Source organism: Pseudonocardia sp. Cha107L01, assembly GCF_052566575.1.
The window spans coordinates 1,575,513-1,601,326 of sequence record NZ_CP199579.1 but is presented as its reverse complement, the minus strand read 5'-3'; the positions used below and the strand labels follow the sequence as shown (position 1 = coordinate 1,601,326).

At 71.3% G+C, this 25,814-nt stretch carries 26 protein-coding genes; 7 read left to right on the top strand and 19 right to left on the bottom strand.

Annotated elements, in window-relative coordinates; all coding sequences use genetic code 11:
- Window positions 1-53: 53 nt before the first annotated feature.
- Window positions 54-962, bottom strand: coding sequence for a GGDEF domain-containing protein (locus tag ACTXG6_RS07530; protein WP_445187040.1), 909 nt, complete (start codon window positions 960-962; stop codon window positions 54-56).
- A 193-nt stretch (window positions 963-1,155) separates the two neighbouring features.
- Window positions 1,156-2,292, bottom strand: a complete 1,137-nt coding sequence (gene dusB, locus ACTXG6_RS07525; RefSeq protein WP_445189938.1) for a tRNA dihydrouridine synthase DusB — start codon at window positions 2,290-2,292, stop codon at window positions 1,156-1,158.
- A 294-nt stretch (window positions 2,293-2,586) separates the two neighbouring features.
- Between dusB and ACTXG6_RS07520 the strand changes: the two genes are divergently transcribed.
- Window positions 2,587-4,170, top strand: coding sequence for a glycosyltransferase family protein (locus tag ACTXG6_RS07520; protein WP_445187039.1), 1,584 nt, complete (start codon window positions 2,587-2,589; stop codon window positions 4,168-4,170).
- On the opposite strand, the gene purD is transcribed toward ACTXG6_RS07520, so the two are convergent.
- Window positions 4,126-5,394: a phosphoribosylamine--glycine ligase gene (gene purD, locus ACTXG6_RS07515; RefSeq protein WP_445187038.1), complete on the bottom strand. Its 1,269-nt coding sequence runs from the start codon at window positions 5,392-5,394 to the stop codon at window positions 4,126-4,128. The two genes, ACTXG6_RS07520 and purD, sit on opposite strands and share 45 nt — an antisense overlap.
- Window positions 5,395-5,678: 284 nt before the next feature.
- Between purD and ACTXG6_RS07510 the strand changes: the two genes are divergently transcribed.
- Window positions 5,679-6,749: a glycerophosphodiester phosphodiesterase gene (locus ACTXG6_RS07510; protein WP_445187037.1), complete on the top strand. Its 1,071-nt coding sequence runs from the start codon at window positions 5,679-5,681 to the stop codon at window positions 6,747-6,749.
- Window positions 6,750-6,786: 37 nt separating this feature from the next.
- On the opposite strand, the gene ACTXG6_RS07505 is transcribed toward ACTXG6_RS07510, so the two are convergent.
- Window positions 6,787-7,065 carry a UBP-type zinc finger domain-containing protein gene (locus tag ACTXG6_RS07505; RefSeq protein ID WP_445187036.1) on the bottom strand — a complete coding sequence of 93 codons (279 nt, stop codon included), beginning with the start codon at window positions 7,063-7,065 and terminating at the stop codon, window positions 6,787-6,789.
- 106 nt (window positions 7,066-7,171) lie between these two features.
- Here ACTXG6_RS07505 and ACTXG6_RS07500 point away from each other — a divergent pair, with 106 nt between their 5' ends.
- Both ACTXG6_RS07500 and ACTXG6_RS07495 read left to right on the top strand, forming a co-directional pair.
- Entirely contained in the window at window positions 7,172-8,737 is a 1,566-nt protein-coding gene (locus ACTXG6_RS07500; protein WP_445187035.1) for a Na+/H+ antiporter, read from the top strand.
- A gap of 152 nt (window positions 8,738-8,889) precedes the next feature.
- Complete coding sequence (locus ACTXG6_RS07495; protein WP_445187034.1) at window positions 8,890-10,056, top strand: glycerophosphodiester phosphodiesterase; 1,167 nt, start codon at window positions 8,890-8,892, stop codon at window positions 10,054-10,056.
- A 54-nt stretch (window positions 10,057-10,110) separates the two neighbouring features.
- On the opposite strand, the gene ACTXG6_RS07490 is transcribed toward ACTXG6_RS07495, so the two are convergent.
- Window positions 10,111-11,385, bottom strand: coding sequence for an adenylosuccinate synthase (locus ACTXG6_RS07490; RefSeq protein WP_445187033.1), 1,275 nt, complete (start codon window positions 11,383-11,385; stop codon window positions 10,111-10,113).
- Window positions 11,386-11,549: 164 nt separating this feature from the next.
- Here ACTXG6_RS07490 and ACTXG6_RS07485 point away from each other — a divergent pair, with 164 nt between their 5' ends.
- Window positions 11,550-12,221, top strand: coding sequence for a hypothetical protein (locus tag ACTXG6_RS07485; protein WP_445187032.1), 672 nt, complete (start codon window positions 11,550-11,552; stop codon window positions 12,219-12,221).
- Window positions 12,222-12,237: 16 nt separating this feature from the next.
- Here ACTXG6_RS07485 and ACTXG6_RS07480 read toward each other — a convergent pair whose 3' ends face one another.
- The 7 genes from ACTXG6_RS07480 to ACTXG6_RS07450 form a co-directional block, all read right to left on the bottom strand.
- The gene (locus tag ACTXG6_RS07480) at window positions 12,238-12,732 is read right to left on the bottom strand and encodes a hypothetical protein (RefSeq protein WP_445187031.1); all 495 of its coding nucleotides are present in this window, start codon (window positions 12,730-12,732) and stop codon (window positions 12,238-12,240) included.
- Between the two features lie 33 nt (window positions 12,733-12,765).
- Window positions 12,766-14,109: a putative T7SS-secreted protein gene (locus tag ACTXG6_RS07475; protein WP_445187030.1), complete on the bottom strand. Its 1,344-nt coding sequence runs from the start codon at window positions 14,107-14,109 to the stop codon at window positions 12,766-12,768.
- Window positions 14,109-14,423 carry a hypothetical protein gene (locus ACTXG6_RS07470; protein ID WP_445187029.1) on the bottom strand — a complete coding sequence of 105 codons (315 nt, stop codon included), beginning with the start codon at window positions 14,421-14,423 and terminating at the stop codon, window positions 14,109-14,111. The genes ACTXG6_RS07475 and ACTXG6_RS07470 overlap by 1 nt, the downstream gene beginning before the upstream one ends.
- Before the next feature lie 33 nt (window positions 14,424-14,456).
- Window positions 14,457-14,936 (bottom strand): hypothetical protein, encoded by a 480-nt coding sequence (locus tag ACTXG6_RS07465; RefSeq protein ID WP_445187028.1) that lies wholly within the window; start codon window positions 14,934-14,936, stop codon window positions 14,457-14,459.
- A 117-nt stretch (window positions 14,937-15,053) separates the two neighbouring features.
- Window positions 15,054-15,599: a beta-class carbonic anhydrase gene (locus ACTXG6_RS07460; protein ID WP_445187027.1), complete on the bottom strand. Its 546-nt coding sequence runs from the start codon at window positions 15,597-15,599 to the stop codon at window positions 15,054-15,056.
- A 178-nt stretch (window positions 15,600-15,777) separates the two neighbouring features.
- Complete coding sequence (locus ACTXG6_RS07455) at window positions 15,778-16,842, bottom strand: aspartate-semialdehyde dehydrogenase (protein WP_445187026.1); 1,065 nt, start codon at window positions 16,840-16,842, stop codon at window positions 15,778-15,780.
- Between the two features lie 3 nt (window positions 16,843-16,845).
- Complete coding sequence (locus ACTXG6_RS07450) at window positions 16,846-18,111, bottom strand: aspartate kinase (protein ID WP_445187025.1); 1,266 nt, start codon at window positions 18,109-18,111, stop codon at window positions 16,846-16,848.
- A gap of 169 nt (window positions 18,112-18,280) precedes the next feature.
- On the opposite strand from ACTXG6_RS07450, the gene ACTXG6_RS07445 reads away from it, so the two are divergent.
- On the top strand, window positions 18,281-19,516 hold the full coding sequence (locus ACTXG6_RS07445; RefSeq protein ID WP_445187024.1) for a hypothetical protein: 1,236 nt from the start codon (window positions 18,281-18,283) through the stop codon (window positions 19,514-19,516).
- A 4-nt stretch (window positions 19,517-19,520) separates the two neighbouring features.
- Here the strand turns inward: ACTXG6_RS07445 and ACTXG6_RS07440 are convergent, their stop codons facing one another.
- From ACTXG6_RS07440 to ACTXG6_RS07410, 7 genes are all read right to left on the bottom strand, one after another.
- On the bottom strand, window positions 19,521-20,402 hold the full coding sequence (locus ACTXG6_RS07440; protein ID WP_445187023.1) for an ESX secretion-associated protein EspG: 882 nt from the start codon (window positions 20,400-20,402) through the stop codon (window positions 19,521-19,523).
- On the bottom strand, window positions 20,392-20,907 hold the full coding sequence (locus ACTXG6_RS07435) for a hypothetical protein (protein ID WP_445187022.1): 516 nt from the start codon (window positions 20,905-20,907) through the stop codon (window positions 20,392-20,394). Before ACTXG6_RS07435 ends, ACTXG6_RS07440 begins: the two co-directional genes overlap by 11 nt.
- Window positions 20,907-21,776 carry a hypothetical protein gene (locus tag ACTXG6_RS07430; RefSeq protein ID WP_445187021.1) on the bottom strand — a complete coding sequence of 290 codons (870 nt, stop codon included), beginning with the start codon at window positions 21,774-21,776 and terminating at the stop codon, window positions 20,907-20,909. Before ACTXG6_RS07430 ends, ACTXG6_RS07435 begins: the two co-directional genes overlap by 1 nt.
- Window positions 21,777-21,789: 13 nt before the next feature.
- Entirely contained in the window at window positions 21,790-22,341 is a 552-nt protein-coding gene (locus ACTXG6_RS07425; protein ID WP_445189937.1) for a DUF3558 domain-containing protein, read from the bottom strand.
- Window positions 22,342-22,388: 47 nt separating this feature from the next.
- Window positions 22,389-22,826, bottom strand: coding sequence for a hypothetical protein (locus tag ACTXG6_RS07420; RefSeq protein ID WP_445187020.1), 438 nt, complete (start codon window positions 22,824-22,826; stop codon window positions 22,389-22,391).
- A gap of 195 nt (window positions 22,827-23,021) precedes the next feature.
- Entirely contained in the window at window positions 23,022-23,369 is a 348-nt protein-coding gene (locus ACTXG6_RS07415) for a hypothetical protein (RefSeq protein WP_445187019.1), read from the bottom strand.
- Window positions 23,359-23,658 carry a hypothetical protein gene (locus ACTXG6_RS07410; protein ID WP_445187018.1) on the bottom strand — a complete coding sequence of 100 codons (300 nt, stop codon included), beginning with the start codon at window positions 23,656-23,658 and terminating at the stop codon, window positions 23,359-23,361. The genes ACTXG6_RS07415 and ACTXG6_RS07410 overlap by 11 nt, the downstream gene beginning before the upstream one ends.
- A gap of 347 nt (window positions 23,659-24,005) precedes the next feature.
- Here ACTXG6_RS07410 and leuA point away from each other — a divergent pair, with 347 nt between their 5' ends.
- Window positions 24,006-25,802, top strand: a complete 1,797-nt coding sequence (gene leuA, locus ACTXG6_RS07405) for a 2-isopropylmalate synthase (protein ID WP_445187017.1) — start codon at window positions 24,006-24,008, stop codon at window positions 25,800-25,802.
- Window positions 25,803-25,814: the final 12 nt, after the last annotated feature.

The following is a 25,814-nucleotide window of genomic DNA, read 5'->3' as shown; positions in this document are numbered from 1 at the left end:
CCGCCCAGCCTGCGCCGAAAGCTCGCGGGGTCGAGGCGGCAGCCGGCGACACGCTAGCAGTCGACCGCCGCTGGTTGTGGGATGTCACGCCGCCCGCCGGCCGGCCCGGCGAGTGCCACCCGGCCGCCCCGCTTCCGGTATGCGACCGCGTTTCGCCCGGCGCCCTTGGCCGCGTACAGCAGCACGTCGGCGCCCACCAACAGCTGCTCCACGTCCGGCGGCTGGGCGACGGTGTGCGCCACCCCGACGCTGACCGTGACCCGCAGATCCGGGTCCAGCTCCAGCCAGCGGTGCCGGTCGATCCGGAGCCGGGCCCGCTCGCACACCGCGACCGCCTCGTCCGGCTCGTACCCGGGCAGCACCAGCGCGAACTCCTCGCCGCCGTAGCGCGCGCAGAACGCCCCGTCGGGTAGCGCGGCGTCCAGCTCGGCCACCACCCGCTGCAGCACCCGGTCGCCGAACGGGTGCCCGTAGCGGTCGTTGACCTTCTTGAAGTGGTCGATGTCCACCATCGCCAGCCCCATCCCGGCCCTGGTCACCGATGGGTCGTCGAGCAGGGTGCTGAGCCGGTCGTCGAGGTAGCGGCGGTTGTAGCTGGCGGTGAGGAAGTCCCGGCGGGCCTGCTCGCGGGCCATCGCGTGCTCCTGGCGCAGCCGGTCCAGCTCGGCCCGCTGCAGGCCCCGGTCCGGCGCGGGCAGCAGCTCCACCGCGCCGCGCAACCGGCGGTAGGCCTCTTCCCAGAGCCCGAGCTGAGCCAGTTCCTCGGACGCGGTGAGGTGCGCCTGCAGCGCGTCCGCGTCGAGAGAGGAGTCGAGTGCGGGGTCGAGGGACGCGTCCAGGGGCGAGTCGAGGTGTGGGTCGAGGTTCCCGTCCAGCGGGGAGCCAGCGCTCTGCCCGCCACCGGCGCTGTCCGCGCGTGGTGTGGGCCGTTCGGCCGTACGGCTAGGCCGCGGTGCGCTCAATGCACTTCCACCTCCTGCTGCCCCATGGTCGGTGCTGTTCGGCCCGTGGCCCGTGACCACACTCGCTGTCCGGAGCAATTCGCCCGACTGGGCGAAAACTGTTGTGGCTCTGACTACGCGGCAACACCCCGCACCCCGGGAACGTGGCACCCGATCGGGGCCACGCGGCGGGAGACTGCTCGGCGAGGCATGCCTAGCCCCCGGAACTCGCCAACTCGGCGCCACCGGGCACGGTGACGTCGTCCGGGTCGTCCAGCCACCCGTACGGGAGGGTCACCCGCCCGGGCGAGCCCTGCCGGCCGCGCGGCCCCGCCGCGTCCTCGGGCAGCGCGGTCGGCTCGAGCTGGCCGAGTAGCTCGTCCAGCTCGGTCAGCGAGGACACCATGCCCAGCCGCCGCCGCAGCTCAGGGCCGGCCGGGTACCCCTTGAGGTACCAGGCGACGTGTTTGCGCAGGTCACGGATGCCCTTGTCGGTGCCGAGGTGCTCGCACAGCAGCCGGGCGTGCCGGGCCAGGGTGTGCGCCACGTGGCCGAGGGCGGGCGTCTCGGGCAGCGGGCGGCCAGTCAGTGCGGCCTCCAGCTCGCCGAACAGCCAGGGCCGGCCGAGGCAGCCGCGACCGATCACCACGCCGTCGCAGCCGGTCTCGGCCATCAGCCGCTGTGCGTCGGCGGCACTGAAGATGTCGCCGTTGCCCAGTACCGGCAGCTCGGCGGGCAGGGCGTCACGCAGCCGGGCGATCGCCGACCAGTCGGCCTGGCCGGAGTAGCGCTGCGCGGCGGTGCGGGCGTGCAGGGCCACCGAGGCCACCCCGGCGTCGGCGGCGATCCGGCCGGCCTCGAGGTAGGTGTGGTGCTCGTCGTCGATGCCGACCCGCATCTTCACGGTGACCGGGATGCCGGCCGGGCGCGCGGTGTGCACGGCGGCGGTGACGATCCGCTCGAACAGCCGGCGCTTGTACGGCAGCGCCGCGCCGCCACCGCGGCGGGTGACCTTGGGCACCGGGCAGCCGAAGTTCAGGTCCACGTGGTCGGCCAGGTCGTCGTCCACGATCACCTGGACCGCGGCCGCCACGGTGGCCGGGTCGACCCCGTAGAGCTGCACCGAGCGCGGCGACTCGTCCGCGTCGAACCGGATCATCCGCAGGGTCTCCGGGTGCCGCTCGACGAGGGCCCGGGAAGTGATCATCTCGCAGACGTAGAGGCCGGCGCCGTGCTCCCGGCACAACCTGCGGAAAGCGGGGTTGGTGACGCCGGCCATCGGGGCGAGCACCACCGGCGGGTCGACCTCGAAGGGGCCGATCCGCAGCGCCGTCCGACCGGCCGCCCGCATCGGGGCAAGGGCGGTCAGCGTCGCCACCTGACGGTCACCAGCCGTTCCCTCATCTGTACGACGGTACCGGGGTGGGCGACAGCACTTGACAGCGCACCCGTCTCAGCAGTGGGCTGCCGGGTTAGCGTTCGCCATCGGCCTCGCCACGCGGCGGTGCCGATACGCCGGGAAAAGTCCACCCGCTGTTGCGCGCCGAACTGGCCACACAGCGGGCCGGGGTAGTTCATACTGTCCCCCGATCAGGCAGAAACCGCAGCTCAGGACCGATTCGAGACGCCGGAGAGAAGCCAGTCGATGTCGCCGCGCCCGACCCCGTACCGCCATTCCGACATGCCCTCCGAGATGCCCTCCGTGGTACCGGGTGAGGTGGTCGAGGCGCCGGATCCGTACTCGGAGCCGGCACGGCTGGAGCGCCCGGCCACCACCGAGCCGGAGCGCGGCCCCCGGGTGGCCATCCTGAGCATGCGCGAAGTTCGCCCGATCGCGGACTACGGCGGCCTCCTGGAGGCCGAGGACGTGCTGCGGGACGCGCTGTCCGCCGGCCTCTACCGGGTGGTGCTCGCCTCGCCCCGCTTCAGCCGCCCGCCGTTCCACCGGCCGGTGGTGCGCCGGGTGCTCGGCTCGAGCCGGCTGGTGCACCCGTACCGCATCGAGCACTTCCAGCGCCACGGCGAGCCGGCCGACGTGCTGCTGGTGCTGGCCCGCGACCTGCGGGACGCGTCGGTGCTGGTCGGCCTGCCGGACTGGCACGAGCTCGGGCACCTGGTGCTGATGCACGTCTCGGTCGTCACCGAGCGCGACCTGCGCGGCTTCCCCGAGCTGGTCGCCCAGCTGCGCCGGCGGGTCGACGTGCTGTTCTGCGGCAGCGAGATGCCCCCGCTCGGGCACCTGCGCTCGGACCGATTACGCACCGTCGACGTGATACCGCCGCTGCTGGACGTGCTCGCGTTCCCGCCGAGGACGGAGCCCGAGCGCACCATCGACGTGTTCAGCCCGAGCCAGCGGCCACCGGCGCAGCACCGGCTGCTGCAGCACTGGGCGGACGCCAACGACGGCAGCTACCAGCAGGACATCGGCCAGCTCGGCGCGATCACCTCACTGGTGCAGCACCGGCGGATCTTCACGACGATGGCCACCCGGTCCCGGCTGTTCCTGACCAACTACGACCAGTTCGGTGCCCGCCGCCACGCCGGTGCACACCGCGAGGTCGGCCCCCGGTTCTACGAGGCGATGGCCGCCGGCTGTGTGCTGGCCGGCGACCTGCCGGTGGGGTCGCGGCAGTTCGGCGAGTACGTCGCGGACGCCCACCCGCTGCAGTTCCCCGCCGACGCGCACCGGCTGCCCGCCGAGGTGGCCGACGCGCTGGACGACCCGACGGAGAGCCAGCGCCTCGGCCGGCTGGCCAGGGCGGCCGCGCTGCGGCGCAACGACGTGGCACACCGCTGGCGGGACATGGCCGAGCTGGCCGGGATCCCGGTCTCGCCGGGCATCGAGAACCGGATCACCCAGTTGGCTGACATGGCCGACTCCGTGCTGGCCGGCCGCGGCGGGCACGACGACCCGGTGGCGGAGAGCTACGCCAGGGCCGCCGGTTTCCCGGGCGACCGCCCGCCGGACAGCTACCCGTCCGAGGACTACCGGCCCGAGGACCACCGGGCCCCGAGCCACCCGACCGGCGACTACACCTCCGGCGACTACCCGACCGGCGAGCACCCACCCGGTGAGCAGTCACGCGGTGAGCAGTCACGCGGCGAGCACCCGCGCGGCGAGCACCCGAGCGGGGGCTTGCCGACCGGGGGCTTCCGGACCGGCGAGGCGGATCCGCCCGGCGGCTCAGCCTCCGGCGGGCACCGCGACCCGGCCTTCGACGGCCGCTAGGCCGATGTCCGAGCGGTAGTGCGAGCCGGGCAGCTTGATCTCCGCCACCCGCCGGTAGGCCTCCGCCCGAGCCGCCGCCAGGTCCTCACCGGTGCCGATCACGGACAGCACCCGGCCGCCCGCGCTGACCACCGCGCCGTCGTCGCGTCGCCGGGTGCCCGCGTGCAGCACGCCCTCCGCGTCCGCGCCGGTGATCACGTCGCCGAACCGGGGCGTACCGGGATAGCCGTCCGCCGCCACCACCACGGCGACCGCCGCCCCCGGGGCCCAGTCCAGCTCGGGCTGCTCGGCCAGCGTGCCGGTGGCCGCCGCGTTCAGCAGCGTGGCCAGCGGGGTGCGCAGCAGGGCGAGCACCGCCTGGGTCTCCGGGTCGCCGAAGCGGGCGTTGAACTCCACCACCTGCGGCCCGGTCGAGGTCAGCGCGATGCCGGCGTAGAGCAGCCCGTTGAACGGCACGCCCCGGCGGTCCAGCTCGGCGACCACCGGCGCCACGATCCGGGTCACCACGTCGTCGACCAGGCCGAAGTCCGCCCAGGGCAGCGGGGTGTAGGCGCCCATCCCGCCGGTGTTCGGGCCGATGTCGCCGTCGCCGACCCGCTTGAAGTCCTGCGCCGGCAGCAGCGGGACCACGGTGAGCCCGTCGACCAGGCAGAACAGCGACATCTCCGGGCCGTCCAGGAACGACTCGAGCAGCACCGGGTGCCCGCCGTCCAGCAACGTCATGGCGTGCGCCCTGGCCAGGTCCAGGTCGGAGCTGACCACCACGCCCTTGCCGGCCGCCAGCCCGTCGTCCTTGACCACGAAGGTCGGGCCGAACCGGGCCAGCGCGGCATCCAGGTGCGCCGGGTTGTCGACCGTCTCGGCGTGCGCGGTGGGTACCCCGGCGGCAGCCATCACGTCCTTGGCGAACGTCTTGGAGCCCTCGATCCGGGCGGCGGCGGCGGACGGCCCGAAGCAGGCGATCCCCTCGGCGCGCACGGCATCGGCCGCCCCGGCCACCAACGGCACCTCCGGCCCGATCACCACCAGGTCAGCGGCCCACCGCCGGGCCAACGCGGTGACCTCGGCGGGGTCGGACACCTCCGGCAGCCCGAGCTGTTCGGCGACCCCCTGGGTACCGGCGTTGCCGGGCGCACAGCCCAACGCGGTTACCGAGGGGTCCTGCGCCATCGCCAGGACCAACGCATGTTCACGGGCTCCGGACCCAATCACCAGGACGCGCACAGCCGCCGAGCCTAAGGCGTACCCCCCACCGCCCTTCCCGCGAGTCGGCGATTTCATCAGCGCGAGTCGGGAATTACAGCAGCGCGAGTCGGGGATTACAGCAGGGTGAGTCGCGGATTTCGGCAGTCGCGGTCGCCGCGGGAAGTCTGTTCCACCGGGCGGCCACCCGGATTTCAGCCGCGGTTCACCCGCGGCCGCCGCGGCACCGGACGTTCACCGGGGCGTGCCCATTGCGCACCCCGCGCGTCGGCGCCCGGTTGCCAGAACCCACAATTGTCGGCGCCATGTCGCTCCATGACCTCGCAACCGCCGTGCCGCGCGCCACCGCGCCGCCCCGGGCAAACCGGCCGCCGTGGCCGCAGTTGCCGCTGGTCATCGGCCATCGCGGCGCCTCCGGATACCGCCCGGAACACACCCTGGCCAGCTATGAGCTGGCCGCCCGGCTCGGTGCCGACTACCTGGAGCCCGACCTGGTGAGCACCCGGGACGGCGTGCTGGTGGCCCGGCACGAACCGGAGATCGGCGGCACCACCAACGTCGCCGGCCACCCGGAGTTCGCCGACCGCAAGACGACCAAGGTGATCGACGGCCAACCGGTGGACGGCTGGTTCACCTCGGACTTCACCCTCGCCGAGCTGCGGACCCTGCGCGCGGTGGAGCGGATCCCGGCGGTCCGCCCGGCGAACACGCGCTACGACGGGCGCTTCCCGGTGCCGACCTTCGAGGAGATCCTCGAGCTGGCCGCCCGCCTGACCATGGAGCTGGGCCGGCCCATCGGCGTCTACCCGGAGACCAAGCACCCGAGCTTCCACGCCTCGATCGGACTGCCGCTAGAGCCGGAGCTGGTCCGCCAGCTGCGCGCCGCCGGGCTGGACCGGCCGGACGCCCCGGTGTTCGTGCAGTCGTTCGAGATCAGCAACCTGCGCGCGCTGGCCGGCGAGATCGAGGCCCCGCTGGTGCAGCTGGTGGACGACGAGGACCCGCCCGCCGACCTGGCCGCCGCCGGCGACCCCCGGGACCACCGCCACCTGCTCAGCCCGGTCGGGCTGGCCGAGATCGCCGGCTACGCGGCCGCGGTCGCCCCCGCCAAGAACCTGCTGGTGGCCGACGACGGCACGCCCAGCCCGGTGGTGGACGAGGCCCACGCGGTCGGGCTGGACGTGCACTCCTACACGTTCCGCCGGGAGAACCAGTTCCTGCCGCCGGCCCTGCGCTCGGGCCCCGACCCGGCCGCGCACGGCGACGTTGTCGGCGAGTTGGCCCGGTTCCTGCGGCTCGGGGTGGACGCGGTGTTCACCGACTTCCCCGACGCCGCCGTGGCCGCCCGCGCCGAGCTGCTCACACCCAGCGAGTAGCGGCGCGGCCCCGGACCCGGGTCAATCCGGACCCGGGTCAGACGATCTCGTCGTCCAGGTAGCACCAGCGCCACGACTCGCCCGGCTCGAACGAACGCATCACCGGGTGCTCGGCCTGCTTGGCGTGCAGCGCGGCGTGCCGGTGCGGGCTGGAGTCACAGCAGGCGACGTGCCCGCAGGTCAGGCACTTACGCAGGTGGGCCCAGACGGTCTCGTTGTTCGCCAGGCAGTCGAGGCAGCCTTCGGTGGTGTCCGGCCCTGGCTCGGTCCAGCTCGGTACGTCGAACGTCGTGGTGTGCTGACAGCTCACGGTCACTGTGGCCTTTCTGTTCGTTCCCCTCAGCGGGCGCGCTGGCCCGGCCGTGCGCTCCGCCACGTCGATCGACTAGGCACACGGCCCGTCACCAGTCATCCTTCCCGATGTGGAAGGCGTATCGCTGATTGCGTTGGTGCTCGGATCTCTCGCAATGACGGCTGTGTGCCGCCGGTTCCGGGTCTCCCCGACCCTGGTTCTGGTTCTCGCCGGTATCGCTGTCTCGTTCATACCCGGTATCCCGGACTTCCGGCTGAACCCCGACGTCGTACTGCTGGTGGTGCTCGCGCCGCTGCTCTACTCGGCCGCGTTGGACTCGTCCTATCACGGCTTCCGGACCAACCTACGGCCGATCGGGCTGCTCGCGGTGGGTCTGGTGATCTTCTCGACGGTGACGATCGGACTCGCGGCCTGGTGGCTGATCCCGGGGTTGTCGCTGCCGGCGGGGCTGGTGCTGGGCGCGGTGGTCGCCCCGCCGGACGCGGTGGCCGCGATCGCGGTCGGGCGCCGGCTCGGGCTGCCCCGCCGGGTGATGACCATCCTGGCCGGCGAGAGCCTGGTCAACGACGCGACCGCGCTGACTCTGTTCCGGGTCGCGGTGGCCGCCGCCGCCGGGGCGGGCATCTCGCTGTGGTCCGGGATCGGCATCTTCGTGCTGGCCGGCGTGGGCGGCGTGGCGGTCGGGCTCGCGGTGGCGTGGCTGGTGCACTGGGTCCGGGTGCGGCTCAACGACCCGCCGATCGAGAGCGCACTCGGGCTGGTGGTGCCGTTCGGGGTGTACCTGATCGCCGAGGCGGTGCATGCCTCCGGCCTGCTCGCGGTGGTGGTGACCGGGCTGTACCTGGGGCACCGGGCGCCGCAGACCGGGTTCGCCACCCGGCTGCAGGACGACGCGGTGTGGAAGGCCTCGGACACCGTGCTGGAGTCGGTGGTGTTCGCGCTGATCGGGCTGCAGCTGACCAGCGTGGTGTCCGAGGTCGGCGCGGTCGGTCCGCTGCTGCTCACCGGGGTGGGGTTGACCCTGGTCACCGTGCTGGCCCGGGTGGTGTGGCTGTTCCCGGCGACGTACCTGCCCCGGCTGATCCCGGCGGTGCGCCGCCGCGACCCGTTCCCGACCTGGCAGACGCCGGCGGTGATCTCCTGGGCCGGCATGCGCGGCGTGGTGTCGCTGGCCGCCGCGTTCGCCATCACACCCGGGGTGCCGGACCGCGAGAAGCTGGTGTTCCTGGCGTTCTTCATCACAGTCGGCACCCTGCTGCTGCACGGGCTGACGCTGCCCTGGCTGATCCGCAAGCTGGGCGTGCACGGCGCGGAGACCCAGGCCGACGCGCTGGCCGAGGCGGCCGCCCAGCACGCCGCCGGGCGGGCCGCGGTGGCCCGGCTGGACGAGTTGGCCGGGGAGGGCAACGGCGAGGTCTCCTCGCACTCCGTGCAGAAGCTGCGCTACCTGGCGCAGATGCGCAAGAACACCTCGTGGGAACGGCTGGGCCGGCCCGCCGAGGAGACCGGCGAGAGCCCCACCTCGGCCTACCGGCGGCTGCGCCGGGAGATGGTGGCCGCCGAGCGGGAGACCTTTGTGCAGTACCGCGACGACGGCCGGATCGACGACGAGGTGCTGCGCCGGGTCATGCGCGAGCTGGACCTCGAGGAGGCCATGCTGTCCCGGGAGGACTAGAGCTTTTACCCGCGACCCGGCGCTCGGGCAACCCCCGATCATGCCGTCGCGCAATGTGGCTCACGCAAGCGGAGTAGGGCGTTAACCTGGTCGCCGTACTCCGGTTGCCTGCGCATTGCGGGAGATTCGACCGCCGAGGTCAGGGTGGCGACATGTCAATCCGTACCCGGTTGCTGACCGGCGTCCTGCTCGCCGTGGCCAGTCTCACGGCGGTCGCCTGCGGTGGCCCCGCCGGCAACCAGCCACCTCCGTCCAACGCCGCCGCCCCGGACACCCCGGTCGATGCACCGGTCGACGCATCCGGCCCCGCGGTGCCGCTGGTCATCGGGCACCGCGGCGCGCCCGGCTACCGCCCGGAGCACACCCTCGCGTCCTACGAGCTGGCCGCCCGGATGGGGGCGGACTACATCGAGGCCGACGTGGTGCCGACGAAGGACGGCGTGCTGGTCAACCGGCACGAACCTGAGATCGGCGGCACCACCGACGTGGCCAGCCACCCCGAGTTCGCCAACCGCAAGACGAGCAAGGTCGTCGACGGGACGACGATGACCGGCTGGTTCACCGAGGACTTCACCCTCGCCGAGCTGAAGACCCTGCACGCGGCGGAGCGGCTGCCCGACGTGCGCCAGCACAACACGATGTACAACAACCGCTACCAGGTGCCGACGCTGCAGGAGTACCTCGACCTGGCCAAGCGGATGTCCGGCGAGCTGCACCGCCAGGTCGGCGTGTACATCGAGACCAAGCACCCGACGTTCTTCCGCGCGCTCGGCATCGACGTGGACCGGATGCTGGTCGACGAGCTGAACCGCAACGGGCTCAACCAGCCGGGCGCGAAGGTGTACGTGGAGTCCTTCGAGACGAACCTGAGGCAGCTGCACGACCAGCTCAAGGTGCCGCTGGTACAGCTGATCGACTCGACCGGCGCGCCCGCCGACTGGGTGGCCACCGGCGACAAGCAGACCTACGCCGACATGGTCAAGCCGGCCGGCCTCGCCGAGGTCGCCAAGTACGCGCAGGCGATCGGCCCAGACAAGTCACTGATCATCCCGACCGACCCGGCCGGCAACCCGGGGCCGCCGACCACCCTGGTCGCCGATGCGCACCACGTCGGCCTGAAGCTGCACCCGTACACGTTCCGCGACGAGGACCAGTTCCTGCCGGCCGACCTGCGCGTCTCGCCGAACCCGGACGACTACGGCAAGGCGATCGACGAGGACGTCCGGTTCTTCAAGCTCGGGGTGGACGGGCTGTTCACCGACAACACCGACACCGGCATCGTGGCCAGGGCCGAGTACCTCGCGGAGCGACCCAACTAAGCACCGCCCTGTGAGTGGTATTGGTCGCCCTGGCGGCCAATACCACTCACAGGGTCAGCGCTCGATGGTCTGGTCCCGGCCGGGGCCGACGCCGATCGCGGAGACCTTGGCGCCGATCATGCCCTCGAGCGCGAGCACGTAGTCGCGCGCGTTCTTCGGCAGGTCCTCGAACGTCCGGCACTCGGAGATGTCCTCCCACCAGCCGGGGAACTCCTGGTACACGGGTACCGCGTGGTGCACGTCGGTCTGGGTCATCGGCATCTCGTCGCAGCGCCGGCCGTTGACCTCGTAGGCCACGCACACCGGCACCTTCTCCAGCCCGGACAGCACGTCCAGCTTGGTCAGGAAGAAGTCGGTGATGCCGTTGACCCTGGTGGCGTAGCGGCCGATCACCGCGTCGAACCAGCCGCAGCGCCGGGACCGCCCGGTGGTCACCCCGAACTCGCCGCCGACCTTGCGCAGGTGCTCGCCCATCGCGTCGTTCAGCTCGGTGGGGAACGGGCCCGAGCCGACCCGGGTGGTGTACGCCTTCAGGATCCCGATCACCCGGTCGATCCGCATCGGCCCGATCCCGGAGCCGACCGCCGCGCCGCCCGCCGTGGGGTTGGACGAGGTCACGAAGGGGTAGGTGCCGTGGTCGACGTCCAGCAGGGTGCCCTGCGAGCCTTCCAGCAGCACGGTCTCACCGGCGTCGAGCGCCTGGTTGAGCAGCAGCCGGGTGTCCGCGATGCGGTGCTCGATCTGGCGCCCGGCGGCCTGCACCGTGTCCATGACCTCGTCGATGTCCAGCGCGCGCCGGTTGTACAGCTTGACCATGACCTGGTTCTTGTACTCCAGGGCGGCCTCCACCTTCTGGCGGAGGATCTTGGAGTCGAGCAGGTCGGCCGCACGCACGCCGACCCGGGAGATCTTGTCCTGGTACGCGGGGCCGATGCCGCGCCCGGTGGTACCGATCTTCGCTTTGCCCAGGTAGCGCTCGCTGACCTTATCGATCGCGATGTGGTACGGCATGATCAGATGCGCGTCGGCGGACAGCATCAGCCCGGAGGTGTCCACCCCGCGAGCCTCCAGCCCGGCCAGCTCCTCGATCAGCACCCCGGGGTCGACGACCACACCGTTGCCGATCACGTTGCGGACCCCCGGTGTGAGGATGCCGGACGGGATCAGGTGCAGCGCGAAGTTCTCTCCGTTCGGCAGCACCACCGTGTGGCCGGCGTTGTTGCCGCCCTGGTAGCGCACCACCCACTGGACCTGGCCACCGAGCAGGTCGGTGGCCTTTCCTTTGCCTTCGTCGCCCCACTGGGCGCCGATCAGCACAATCGCGGGCATGTCAGCCCTCACTCCCGGCTTTGGTGTTGATCTGGTGCGGCATTGGTCCCGCACCCAACGAGGGCCGCGCAGGGCCCCGCAGAGACTAACTCAATGCGGCGCGATCGGTGATATCTGTGCTGTGAGACGCTGCCAGACGCGATGCGAGACGGGGCCGGGCAACCATGACGATTCTGGCGCTGAGGTGTCCATCCTGGACGGCCGAGCTGCCCTCCCCGCTGGACGCCGGGGTGGCGGTGGCGGCGATGCCGAGCCGCGAGGAGCTGGACCCGCTGCTCGCACCGCCTTCCCCCGCGCCGGCCCCGACCCGGGTGGTGGTGGCCGGTACCGACGCCGACCTCGCCGCCGTGGTGCTGCGGTTGCTGCGCACCGAGCGGCTGGCCGAGGTCGCGGTGGCGTACCTGCCGTCGGACCCGGACTCGGCGGTGGCGGACATCTGGGGACTGCCCACGGCGCCCTGGGCGGCCGCCACGCTGGCCCGCTACGGCGAGGCGGACCGGGTGCCGCTGGTCCGCGACGACAGCGGCGGGGTGTTGCTCGGTCGTGGTGAGCTGCGGCCGGTGCGCGGGGTGGTCTACTGCGACGACCAGCTGGTGCTGCGCGGGCAGGCCGGCCGACTGGTGGTGACGCCGTCGGCGCCGACCGGGGTGGACGTGCGGGCGGTCCGGTTCGGGGTGCTCGGCCGGCGGACGAACGCCGCGCTGGGCCGGGCGGTGCAGATCGGTTGCCTGGCGACGACGGTCGTGCTGGACGGCGTGCCGCACCCGCGCCCGGTGACCCGGTGGACCTGGTACAAGCACACCGAGGACCTGCGCCTGGTGCGCGGCCTGAGCTGAGAGCCCCGGCGCCGGCTCAGGTCTCCCCGGTGTCCGGGCGGACGGTCCAGACGAAGTACTGGAAGTCGGGCAGCACGGCGGCGTACTGCTCGGCGCTCGCGGTCAGCACCAGGCGGATCACCACGCCGCGGCCGCGGTCCTCGGTGTCGACCATGGACAGATACACCTGGGACTGCACGAGATCGCGCGGTGCTCCGTTGACCGCGGCCCGGACGCTGAGCGTCTGGGTGAGTCCCGGGGCGTCCGCCGACCCGACCTCCGAGCGGTTGGCGAGCGAGACTTCCGCTCCGGTCTCCCGCAGCGCGCGGATCGACGCGTCGGCCAGCTCCGGCAGCGACGCGGCTTCGGTGTAACCCTCCCCGTCGACGGTGATGTTGGCGGTGAACCCGTTGTCCGGGTCCGGATGCAGCCCGACGAACGCGGCGCCCGGTGCGCCTACCTCGTCGGGGGGCGCCGGGCGCCAGCCCTCGGGCAGGCGGAACTCGATCGGCGCGGGCAGTGTGGTGGCCACGGTGAGTTGCTCCAATCCGGCCGGTGGACCCGGTTACGGGATGAGGTTGAGGTTCTTGGCGATGTCGCCGACCGAGTGCTCGAAGTCGTCGGCCACGTCGCCCACCGCGTGCCCGACATCGTCGGCGGCGTGCCCGACGGCCTGCGCCCCCGCGCCGAGGGCGTCGGCCGCGTCCCGGGCGGTCTGCTCGACCTTCTCCGGGTCGACGGTCACCTCGAATCCCACCTCTCCCCCCACGCCGAGCGCGGCACCGGCCTTCGCCCCGAGATGGAACTTGCCGTCCTCGCCCTGTTCGAAACCGAACTTGGCCTCCGCACCGACACCGACCCAGCCCTCGGCCTTCGCCCCGGCCGCGATACCGCCGACCTCGGCGCCACCGGCGGCCTCGGCCTTCAGCCCGGCGAAGGCCCCGACGCTCGCGGACACGCCGTCCTTCCCGGCCTTGATCCCGGCGCTCGCAGCGACCCCCGCGCTGCCCTCGGCCCGACCGTAGATCCCGACCTGTCCGTAGTCGGCGTGTCCCTCGACCGAGGCTCGGGCAGCCGCCGACACTTCCACCTTGGCCGCGAGCCCATCGTTGCCGAACGAGGCCGCGGCGGTCGCCTGAGTGCCGATCTCGAACCCGCCCGTGCCGCTGAGGGCCAGGTTGCCGTTGCGCACCGAACCGGTCCACGTGGCGCCGCCCAGCTGGGCGTATGCCTTGAGCTCGGCGAGCTTGCCGCCCTGAGCCACCGCGGCGGACGCCCCCGCGTTCGGCTTGCTCCTGGTGACCTGGCCGTGCGCGGTCCACCCGTCGGTCACCGCGTCCACCAGGCTGTTCAGGGTGCCCCCGGAGCGCAGTCCGGCGCCGGGCGTGCCCACCGACGTACCGCCGATCGCCCTGGCGGCCTGGTCGCCGGCCGCCTTCAGTTGCTGGCGGGCCCTGGCGAGCAACACGGTGGCCTGTTGGCGGTACCGGTCGCCGGGGTCGACGAACGGCGTCACCGCCGCGTTCCGCGCCGCCGCATCGGCCGAGACCGCCTGGTACTGCTCATAGGCGCGGGTAGTGGCCGCCGCGCCCTGGTTCCACAGCTGGATCGCGCCGCCGGCCTGGTCCTGTGCCCAGCGCAGGGTTCCCGCGTACGTGGTCATGGCGCTGGTGGTCGCACCGATCGAATCCGCCACCTTGAGCCACTTCGGCGGCTCCTTCGACCAGGTATCGGCGAAACCGGTACCCGCCGCGCCCGCCCAGTTGCCCACGTCGACCCGCTTGAGGCCGTGACCGACCTGCTCGGTGCGCTGGCCGTGCGCGATGAGCGCGTGCGCATCGGCCTCGATGACCTCCGGCGCACCCGGTATCAGAGCCCGAGGGTCGGCGGTCCGTCCGAGCTCGGCCATCACCTACCCCCGGGCGTGGCGACCCCGGTGCCGGCACCGTTGAGAGCGGTCGCGCTGCGCTGCTCGTGCCGCGCGTAGGCCTCGGCTCCGTCACGCAGGCCGGCCGAGGCATCTTCGGCCTTCTTCACCAGCACGGTCGAGGCGAGGTGGACCGCCGAGCCGAACTCGGTGACAGCGCTACCCAACTCGGCGTGCCCGTAGGCGCCACCACCGGTAAGGGTGGGCGAGCTGCCGATAGCGCCGTTACCCAGAGTGGTAACAATTGTCCACGCCGCCGCGGAAAGAAACTCCGGAGTGACAGAAAAGCCATCCATGTCGACGAACCTTTCACTGCCAGAATGCCGAGATTACAGTTTCCGAAAAGTGACGTTCCGACACTCCCACCCAGCGCGATAGATGGCTCGCACCAGAGGGTCCCGCAGGTCCGCGGTCTTGAAGCGGAACTCGGTCTCCTTCTCGAACTTGAACAGCCCTTTTCGCGCGTAGGTCGCCGCGTAGATGGTCTCGCTGATCTCGCCGAACTCGGTGTTCGTGGCGCCGAACCGCTTGGCGTAGTGCTCACCGTCGCGCCAGCCGATGTCGCCGAGCTTTTCTTTCTTGCGCACCTCAGCGTTCGACTCGTCGATGCGCATTCGGATGGTGTACGCCCGGCTGAGACCGACCCCGCGGAACAAATCGTTCCAGGTTTTGTCCTGGAAGCGCAGCTCAGCGATCAGATCGACACCTTCAGCTCGCCCGTCCCGAACCACGAAGGGGGTGTCCGGTTTATGGACGGCGAGCAGCGAGGTGCACAGGTCCGCGGCCGACAGGCGGCTTCTGATGGCCATATCGGAACGGTACGCAGACCGACATCTCGGCGTGGGCGGTTTGCCGAAATCGGGTCCTATCGAATCGGGCGGCGGCAGCTCAGCGCGGCACTGCGCCGAGCCCACCGGCCTCCGGGCTCAGGACGCCGCGTTCGCCTTGTCCGGGTTCGGGGTCGAGTTGTTGACGGCCTCGGGGTCCGCCGCCTCCACCTCGTCCACCGCGCCGGACTTCAGGTCCAGCACGAAGCCGCGCACAGTGGTGTCCGACAGCAGGAACGGGCTGGTCAACAGCTGCGCCATGCCGTACCGGACGTGCTGGACAGGGTCGGTGAAGGTGCCGGGGCGCCAGGTCGGCGGCTGGCCGGCGTCCTGGGCCAGCTCGGCGACGAACTCGTCGTCGGTGAACGTGGCCATCCCGCACCCGGCGTGCGCCATCAGCACCACGCCCCGGGTGCCGAGCTTGCGCTGACTGATGGACAGCGAACGGATCACGTCGCTGGTCACCGCCGCTCCGGCATTGCGGATCACGTGTGCTTCACCGAGCCGGAGACCGAATGAGTCGAGCACCGGGATCCGACAGTCCATGCAGGTCACCACAGCGAGCTGCTCGGACGGGCGGCCAGGCAACTCGGGCTCGACCGGGGCTGAGTTGGGACGGCGGGACAGAACGTCGTGCAGGCTCACGGTTGGCCTCCTCGGCGCGTAGCGATGACTCAGGGCAGGACAACCCGCGTCGGCTCCACGGTCCGACACGGGGCGCAACATTGCGCTGACTGATCGGTAAACGGCCTGAGGACGATCTCAGTTCCCGACCGCGACCGGTACTCGTTCAGGCACCCGGCGGGATCGCCCACCTGCCCGGTCAGCCCGCCGCCACAACCTCCGCAATCTCGTAGGTGTTCAGCGCGGCACCCTTGCGCAGGTTGTCGCCGCAGACGAACAGCTCGAGGGTGTTCGGGAAGTCCAGCGCCTGGCGGATCCGCCCGACCCACGTCGGGTCACCACCGACGGTGTCCGCCGGGGTGGGCCACTGCCCCTTCGCCGGATCGTCGCGCAGCACAATGCTGGGCTGCGAGGCGAGCACCGCGCGGGCCTTGTCCACCGACACCTCGGAGGCGAAAGTGGCGTGCACGGCCATCGCGTGCGTCGTCACCACCGGCACCCGCACGCAGGTGGCGGACACCTTCAGACCGGGGATGCCGAGGATCTTCCGCGACTCGTTGCGGACCTTCAGCTCCTCCGACGACCAGCCGTCGTCCTTCAACGAGCCGGCCCAGGGCACCACGTTCAGCGCCAGCGGCGCGGGGAACGGCGAGCTGGAGTCGGGCCCGACCGGCAGCCCGGCCTCGGTCAGCGCGGCGGCCACGTCACCGGCCTTGACCCCGACCTGCTTGCCGGCCACCGCGGCCAGCTCGGCGTAGAGCTGGTCGATGCCGGCCTGACCGGCGCCGGACGCGGCCTGGTAGGACGACACCACCAGCTCGCGCAGCTCGAACGCCCGGTGCAGCGCACCCATCGCGGCCATCATGGACAGGGTCGTGCAGTTCGGGTTGGCGATGATGCCCTTCGGCCGGTTGCCGGCCTCCGCCGCGTTGACTTCGGGGACCACCAGCGGCACGTCCGGGTCCATCCGGAACGCCCCGGAGTTGTCCACCGCGACCGCACCGCGCTCCGCCGCGATCGGCGCCCACACCGCGCTGACCTCGTCCGGCACGTCGAACATCGCGATGTCCACGCCGTCGAACACCTCCGGCGCCAACTCCCGCACCGTGATGTCCTCGCCGCGCACCCGCAGCACCTTGCCGGCCGAGCGGGCCGACGCGACCAGCCGGATCTCCGACCACGGCACCGTCTCCCGCGAGTCGATGATCTCGATCATCGTGGAGCCCACCGCACCGGTAGCGCCCACAATCGCCAGTACCGTCATCGTTCAGCGCCCCGTTCCAGCGTGCACAACAGCCTGCTCCTCGCCACCCAGCTCGAATGCGGCGTGCAAGGCAGCCACCGCATCGTTGAGCTGGTCCTCCCGGCACAGCACCGAGATCCGGATCTCCGAGGTGTTCATCGTCTCGATGTTGATGCCCGCGCGCGACAGACTTTCGCAGAACGTCGCCGTCACGCCGGGGTGCGAGCGCATCCCGGCGCCGACCAGCGACACCTTGCCCACGTTGCCGTCGTAGAAGACCTCGTCGAAGCCGATGTCGGCCTTGGCCCGCTCGAGCGCGGCCACCGCGGTCGGCCCGTCCGAGCGGGGCAGCGTGAAGGTGATGTCGGTGCGCCGGTTGCTGGCGTGCGAGATGTTCTGCAGCACCATGTCGATGTTGATCTCGGCGTCGGCCACCGCGCGGAAGATGCGGGCGGCATGCCCGGGTGTGTCCGGCACCCCGGTGACCGTGACCTTGCCCTCGGAACGGTCGTGCGCGACGCCGCTGATGATCGCCTGTTCCACCGGGATGTCCTCCATCGACCCGGACACGAGCGTGCCGGGCTTGTCGTTGTACGACGAGCGAACGCGCAGCGGCACGTGGTACCGCCGGGCGTACTCCACCGCTCGCAGGTGCAGAACCTTCGCGCCGCAGGCCGCCAGCTCCAGCATTTCCTCGTAACAGACGGTGTGCAACCGCTGGGCGTCGGGCACGATCCGGGGGTCGGCGGTGTAGACGCCGTCCACATCGGTGTAGATCTCGCAGACGTCGGCCTGCAGGGCGGCGGCCAGCGCCACGGCTGTGGTGTCCGACCCGCCCCGGCCGAGCGTGGTGATCTCCTTGCTGTCCCCGCTCATCCCCTGGAAACCGGCCACCAGCACGACCGCGCCATCGTTCAGCGCGGCCTTCAACCGGCCCGGATTGACCTCCACGATGCGCGCGTCACCGTGCTTCGACGTGGTGATCATGCCGGCCTGCGAGCCGGTGAACGACCGTGCCTCCGCGCCCAGCGCGTGGATCGCCATCGCGAGCAACGCGTTCGAGATCCGCTCACCGGCGGTGAGCAGCATGTCCAGCTCGCGCGGTGGCGGTGCCGGACTCACCTGCTCGGCCAGGTCGATGAGCTCGTCCGTGGTGTCGCCCATCGCGGAGGCCACCACGACGACGTCGTGCCCCTCCTTGCGAGTCTGCACGATCCGTTCGGCCACCCGTTTGATGCGCTCGGCATCCTGTACGGAGGATCCGCCGTACTTTTGTACGACCAGAGCCACCGACGCCACCTCCAGGTCAGCGGGCGATACCCGGCCGGGGTGACCGGGGGCGCCGCGCGGTGTGAGCTGGGGCCCTAGCCTACCGACCCGGGGGCATCGCACTAGCCTTGATGGTTCAGGCCACAGTGGAGTACGGCGGAGGAACCGGGGTACGGGGGGTTCGGGGCAGTTGGCGTCGACCGAGCGGGCGGTAGACCTGGACCAGCCCGGATCAGCCGCCTCCGCACCGACCGTTCCGGCCACTCCGACCTCGGCATTCAGCGCCAGGGCCGGCCGGTTCCTGGCGGCCGCCGCGCCGTCGCTGGTCTGGTTGGCCGTCCGGCTGGTCGGGGTGCTGACCCTGGGCTGGCTGTCCGCGCTCAACGGTGACCAACTACTCACTCGACTGTCGGTGTGGGACGGCCAGTGGCTGCTGGCCATCGCCGGCGGCGGTTACGACGGCGTGCCGCTCGGGCTGGTGGACGCGTTCGGGCACCGCAACCCGACCACCCCGCTGGCGTTCTTCCCCGGTTACCCGGCGGCGGTCGGCGTGCTCCGCTTCGTCACGGGCAGCGACCTGGAGCTCGCCGGCCTCGTGGTGTCGCTGCTCGCCGGGCTGGTGCTCGCGCAGGGACTGGCCCGGCTCGGTGAGCTGGTCCCGGGCGGTTCCCGGTGGTCCGGGCTTCTGCTGGTCGGGCTGGTGGCCGCCGCGCCGATGGGCGTGGTCTGGAGCATGACGTACTCCGAGGGGCTGTTCTGCGCCTGCGCGGTGTGGGCGCTGGTCGGGGTGCTGCGCCGGGACTGGGTGCTCGCCGGTTGGTGCACCGCGCTGGCCGGCACGGTACGTCCGACGGCGGCCGCGCTGCTGCTCGCGGTCGGCATCCCGCTGCTGGTCGCGGCGGTAGGGCGACGGGACGGCTGGCGGCCCTGGGTGGGCGGGCTACTCGCCCCGCTCGGGCTGCTCGGCTACCTGCTGTACGTGGCTTCCCGGACCGGTTCGCTCACCGGCTGGTTCGACCTGCAGCGCCGCGGTTGGAACTCGAAGTTCGACGGCGGCGCGGCCACCCTGGCGTTCACCAGGGACACGCTGGCCACCGGGCGTTCGGTGCTCGAGGTGCTCACCGTGGCGGCGCTTGCCGGTGGGCTGGTGCTGCTGGCGGTGTGCTGGCGGCAGTGCCGGCGCGAGGGATTGCCCTGGCCGTTGCTGGTGTACGCGGCCGGGGTGCTGGTGATGGACCTCGGCTCGAACGGGCTGATGAACTCCAAGGCACGGCTGCTGCTGCCGGCGTTCACCCTGCTGGTGCCGGCGGCGCTGGCACTGGCCAAACGGCGGCCGAGCACCGCGGTGGCGGTGCTGGTGGCGGTGACGCTGGCCTCGGCCTGGTTCGGTGGTTACGCGGTGACCGGCTGGTCGTACGCGATCTGACGGCTCAGCCGGGCCGGCGCACGTGGTCAAGCAGTTCGCTGAGCTGGGCGAGCAGCTTCTGCGCGTCGATCGGGGCGATGGTGACGGTCTCGCGCCCCGGGCCGCTGGGACGGCGCAACTGCAGGCAGTCGCCGGCCTCCCCCCGGTGGAAGCCGACCACCCAACGCCCACGTCGTTCCCGGCTCCGACCGCCCGCGCCGGCGCTGCCCCGGGCGGCGTTGACCCGGGATGTGGCGCCGAGCTGGCCGGCGGCGGTGATCCCGGTGCACATGCGCGCCACCGAGCTCGCGTCGGCCGGCAGTACACCGAACTCCACGAGCCGGTCGGCCAGTGCCCACAGGTCGCCGTCGGGGACGCTCGCGCACGCCTGGTCGAGCAGTTCGGCGGGGATGTTGACCGGTCGGGTCCGGGCCGGGTTGAGCGGGCCGATGAGCTCGACCAGGGTGATCGGCACCCTCGGCCCGGACACCGGCAGCACGGTCAGCTCGCCGCCACCGAGCGCCACGACAACGCCGTACTCCCGGGCCGCCGCGCCGACCGCGACCAGCTCGGCCGCCCCGCCCGGTTCCGTCGAGCCGTTCGTGGAGCCGGTGAGCCGCAGGTCGCACAGGTAGGGGGCGGTGGCGACCAGCCGGAGCGCACCGGCCAGCGGGAGGCACGGCCCGGCATGGTCGGCGAGCCCCCGGCGGGCCAGTTCGACGAGTGCGTCCCGATGGATCTGGTCGCGCTCCGCGATGGTGCTGCCGGTCGGGCGCAGGTCCAGCGCGAGCGGCGTGTCGCCCAGCCCCAACGCCGCCCAGCAGGCCTGGAACTCGACGGGGCGCAGCCGCGCGGCCCGGGACCAGTCGGTACTCGGCGCCGGCCCGGCGCTCAGCTCAGTGCTCATCCGGCAGGCCGATCACCGAGGGGGTCACGTCGTCGAACTCGACCCGGAACGGCTCGTCGTCCGGGATGAACACGCTGTTGCGGTGCTCCCGCTCCTGCCCGTGCCCGCCCATGCCGCCGCCCATGCCGCCCATGCCGCCGCCCGCCATGCCGGCGGGTCCACCGGCCCGACCGGCACCCTCGGACGGCCCGCCGACGGCGAACCGACCGGCCGGCTCGCCCGAGGGCAACCCGCCGCCGCGCGGACTCAGCGGTCGCCCGCCACCGGATCCGGCGCCGCCGTGCTCGCCACCAGCACCGCCGTACCCCGCGCCGCCGTACCCCGTACCGCTGGGCCGGGCTCCGCCGGGACCGTCGTGCCGATCAGGGCCTGCACCGCCGTAACCGCCCGAGCCGCCGTAGCCGCCGCCGAGCGGAGGCAGCGGCGGTGGGATCGAGGACGGCGGCGGTGACCCGGCGCCGGACCCTGGACCGGTCGGCACGAACCCGCCGCTCGGACCGGGCATCAGACTGCCCCCGCCTGGTGCGTTGAGCGGGGCGAAGCCGGCCGGCGCGGGGTCGGAGTTGGCGGTGCCGCGGTGGCCGGCGCTGTGGTTGACGGCGCTGCGGTTGACGGTGCTGCGGTTGACGGCGCTGCGGTTGACGGCAAAGTCGGCGGCGTGCTCGCCGCCGCGCCGGCACCCGGGTCGGCGCCGTGCTGGCCACCGGCCGCACCCCTCCCGCCGGTACCAGCGCCCGACCCGCCAGCGCCGGGCCCGCCCGCATCGCCGTGCGGAGTCGCGCCCGGAACGGCCTTCGGACCGTCGGCGGCGGCCGGTCCGGTGATCGCGTTCTGGTAGGCGGTGAGCACGGTTCGGGTTGTCGTCTCGTGCCTGACCAGCGCATCGTTCGCGGCCTGGTCGGCAGCCCGGTAGGCGGCGAGCCGCTTGCTGTAGTCCGACTGCACCCCGAACGTGCTGCCGAAGGTGACGTTCAGCGACGCTCCGGCGGCGTCGGCCTGCCGACCCCACCAGCTGTTCTGACCGGCGTCCGGCACCGGCTGGATGGCGTTCTTCGCGGCGTTGAACGAGTCGCCGTACTGATGGGAGGAGTCCCGTCCGGTGGTACTGGGCACCGCATTGGCGGCGATCGCGGCGGCGGCCCGGTTCAACGCCTCGGTGGCGGCCGTTGCCGCCTGTCCCTGCCACTCGGTGCCGAGCCTGCGCTGGAGCAGGTTCCGGCCGATGTTCGCGTCGGAGGCATTAAAGTCGGCCGCCAACTGGGCCAGCCCGTCACCGAAGCCGATCGACGCGGCTCCGCCGGGACCGCTCCGCATCCACTGGTACTTCTGCTCCAACGGGATGGAGTCGTAGTAGAAGCACGGAATCTCTTCCATCGTCGGCCCCGGCCTACCGTTGCTTGATCGTTCGCAGAGTGCTGAGCATGTCCGAGGCCAACTGCTGAGCCTTGTCGCAGGCCAGCTTGTGGTTCATCCCCGGATAATCCTTCGAGCCGTTGTCGTACGAAGCGACAAGCGACTGGCCCGACGCGACATCCACCAGCATCAGGCAGTAGTACGCCGGATCGGAGCCCATCGAGCCCGTAGTGGTTGCCGCGAATCCGTCGACTGTCCGAATTGGCTCTCGACCCAATGCGTACTCCGCGCCCTGACCTAGGACCAACCGCCCCGACCAAGCGTTGTCCGGGCTGTCGGGGATGTTGGACCACACGCAGCTGTTACCCCTCAACGCGCTGCTTTCCGAGCCGCGAGCGGCCTGGCCCTGGTTCACACCCAACTGTCTACGTTGTGCCACGGTGACCAGGGAGCATGGGTCGACTCCGTCAAGTCGCAGCTCTACCGGACGGGGAGGCAAGGCCGGGCCAGCGGGCACCGCTTGAGATGCTGGTGGGGGTGGACTCGGCGACTGCTCCGCGACGGCGCAGGCTGCCACCCCCAACATGGTCAGAGCGCCGATCAATCCGAACCCGGCGCGCATCCAACGCCTCCTCACTGCGTACCGCCCCGCATTAGACCCTCGAGCGACGCGGCGGGAAGTGGGCTGTCCTGGCCAGAGTCGAACATGGGCCGCAACGACGACGGCACGTCACCGGCCGACGGTGGCGGAGGCGACGGCTGATATTGGAAGGATCTGGGGTCAAACGCGGCCTTTACCTCTTCCTCAGTTTTGCCGTAAAGCCGGGCCGCCTCGGCCAACCCATAACCCACGCGTTTTAGATCGTCGATGTCGGCCTGGCATTTGATCAAGAGCTGACTGGTCGCCTCAGTGAAGCCACGAGCCGCCCGGGGCGACACGAGGTCTCCGCCCAAGAGCGGCATTCCTTCGCCATGGTCGAGCTTGAACATCTGTGCCGATGACTGCAGGCGCGTCATTTCTTCCATGATCACGCCGTAGACGCCCAGCACGTTGGTCGGCGTGACCTGCATGCCCAGCTGGTCGAACGCCGCCGCTTTGGCCGCGACCCCCGGACCCCGTTGACCGGCCATCGCCCGCTGGCCAAGACCCACTACCCCCGTCATAAGCCGTGACGATAGAGCCAGCGCACCCGGCCGCAGGGCCGAACGGCCGAATAAGCCACGACCACACTCGACAGAGCCCCGGCCAGCGGCGAACGGGCCCGCTCAGAACCGCCGGATCAGCCTGCTCAGCAAGCTGCCGATGACCAGCCAGATGAGCGCCGGGATGCCGTAGTTGAGCACCACCGCGAGCCAGGGGGGACTCGGCGGCGCGAACAGGTTCGCTAGCCCCAGGTCGAACTTCTGCGCCCAGGTCGACACGAAGATCGCCCACGCGTTGGCCGGGTTGGCCTTGCCGAGCGTGAACGCGATGTAGACCACCAACAGCAGCGCGATCAGCCCGCACACCAGCTTGACGAGGCTGGCCAACCAGCCCAGGGCCTTGCGCGGTGTGAACGTGCGCGACCTGGTTCTCGACGACGGTGGCGGCGGCGGCGCGGAGTCAGCCGACACGCCGGACCAGCCCCACCACAATGCTCGTGATCACTAACCAGATCACCGCTGCCAGCCCGTAGTTGACCGCGACCGTGGCCTTCGGGTTGGCCAGTCTGAACAGGTCGGTCAGCCCGAGCGAGAACATGTTCGCGCCGTCCCGGATGAACGTCGCGAAGCTGTTCGCCGGGTTGGCGTCGAACACGGTGAGCAGGATGTGGATCACCAAGATGGCAACGATGATCAGACCAATGACGCGCAGCACCGTTGCTACCGCACCGGCCGCCCTGCGTGTCCCGACTCTTGCCACGGAACCTCCTTGGCTGCGCTCGGCGTTCCACCGGTATGCCCAGGCGGAACGGCAGTCATGGTGTCAGGTTGTTGATCGGTAGGAAAGTCCAAACGACGGCACGGTCGGGTCACGAGACGCTGTGAGTTCACAGCTTGCGACCGCCCCGCGCGCCCACCAGGCCGTCTCACACTTTGGGAGGGCTGATTTACGTCGGCTCCGCGATCGGGCTAGTCTCGGATACGTGGCACAGCTGCTCCTTCGCCGCCGCGGCGGGGTCTGACCGACCGGCCCCTCGTCGCGGGTTCTGGCGTGCGCCGGTCGAGTCGTGAAAAGACCGCCGGATTACATCCCAGGAGTAGCCCGAAATGACGAGCATGCCCGATGCGTATACCGCGAGCCCCAGTAGCCGCCTGAACAAGCCCGCCGGCCCCATCCCTGCCGACCAGGCGCCGTGGAATCCACAGCGCGGCAGCCAGATGCCGTACCGCCGGTACAAGCCCTTCCACGAGTTCGTGGAGCCGGTAACCCTGCCGGACCGCAAGTGGCCGGACACCCGGATCACCAAGGCCCCGCTGTGGTGCGCGGTGGACCTGCGGGACGGCAACCAGGCTCTGATCGACCCGATGTCCCCGTCCCGCAAGCGCCGGATGTTCGAGCTGCTGGTCCGGATGGGCTACAAGGAGATCGAGGTCGGCTTCCCGGCGGCCAGCCAGACCGACTTCGACTTCGTCCGCGAGATCATCACCCAGGACCTGATCCCGGACGACGTGACCATCCAGGTACTGACCCAGGCCCGCGCCGAGCTGATCGAGCGCACCTTCGAGGCCTGCGAGGACGCCCCGCGCGCGGTCATGCACCTGTACAACTCCACGTCCATCCTGCAGCGGCGGGTGGTCTTCCGCTCCGACCGCGACGGCATCCGCAAGATCGCCACGGACGGCGCCGAGGACGTGGCCCGGTTCAGCGAGAAGTACCCGTCGACCGACTGGCGGTTCCAGTACTCGCCGGAGTCCTACACCGGCACCGAGCTGGAGTACGCGGTGGACGTGTGCAACGCGGTGTCCGCGATCTGGCAGCCGACGCCGACCAACCCGATGATCGTCAACCTGCCGGCGACCGTCGAGATGGCCACCCCGAACGTCTACGCCGACTCCATCGAGTGGATGCACCGGCACCTGGACCGCCGCGACGGCATCATCCTGTCGCTGCACCCGCACAACGACCGGGGCACCGGGGTGGCCGCCGCCGAGCTGGGCTACCAGGCCGGCGCGGACCGGATCGAGGGCTGCCTGTTCGGCAACGGTGAGCGCACCGGCAACGTCGACCTGGTCACGCTGGGCATGAACCTGTTCAGCCAGGGCATCGACCCGCAGATCGACTTCTCCGACATCGACGAGATCCGCCGCACTGTCGAGTACTGCAACCAACTGCCGGTGCACGAGCGGCACCCGTGGGGCGGCGACCTGGTCTACACCGCGTTCTCCGGTTCCCACCAGGACGCGATCAACAAGGGCTTCGACGCGATGAAGGTGGACGCGGCGGAGGCCGGGGTTCCGGTCGACGACTTCCGCTGGGCGGTGCCCTACCTGCCGATCGACCCGAAGGACATCGGCCGCTCCTACGAGGCGGTCATCCGGGTCAACTCCCAGTCCGGCAAGGGCGGCGTCGCCTACGTGATGAAGGCCGAGCACGGGCTCGACCTGCCGCGCCGGCTGCAGATCGAGTTCTCCAAGGTCGTCCAGGGCATCACGGACGACGAGGGCGGCGAGGTCAACCCGAAGGAGATGCGCGACCTCTTCGACAACGAGTACTTCAGGCTGGCCACCCCGCTGAAGCTGGTGCGGCACCGGCTGACCAACGACGGCGAAGGCCGGGACGAGATCGTCGCGGTGGTGCGGGTCGAGGACACCGAGCACGAGATCCACGGTTCCGGCAACGGCCCGATCGCGGCCTTCGTGGACGCGCTGGCCACCGTGGGCTTCGACGTGCGGGTGCTCGACTACCACGAGCACGCGCTCACCGCCGGCGACGACGCGCGCGCGGCCGCGTACGTGGAGTGCGCGACGGGCGGCGACGTGCTCTGGGGCGTCGGGGTGGACCACTCGATCGTCACCGCGTCGCTGCGTGCGGTGGTGTCGGCGATCAACCGCGCCTCGCGTTGAGGTTCGGGGACG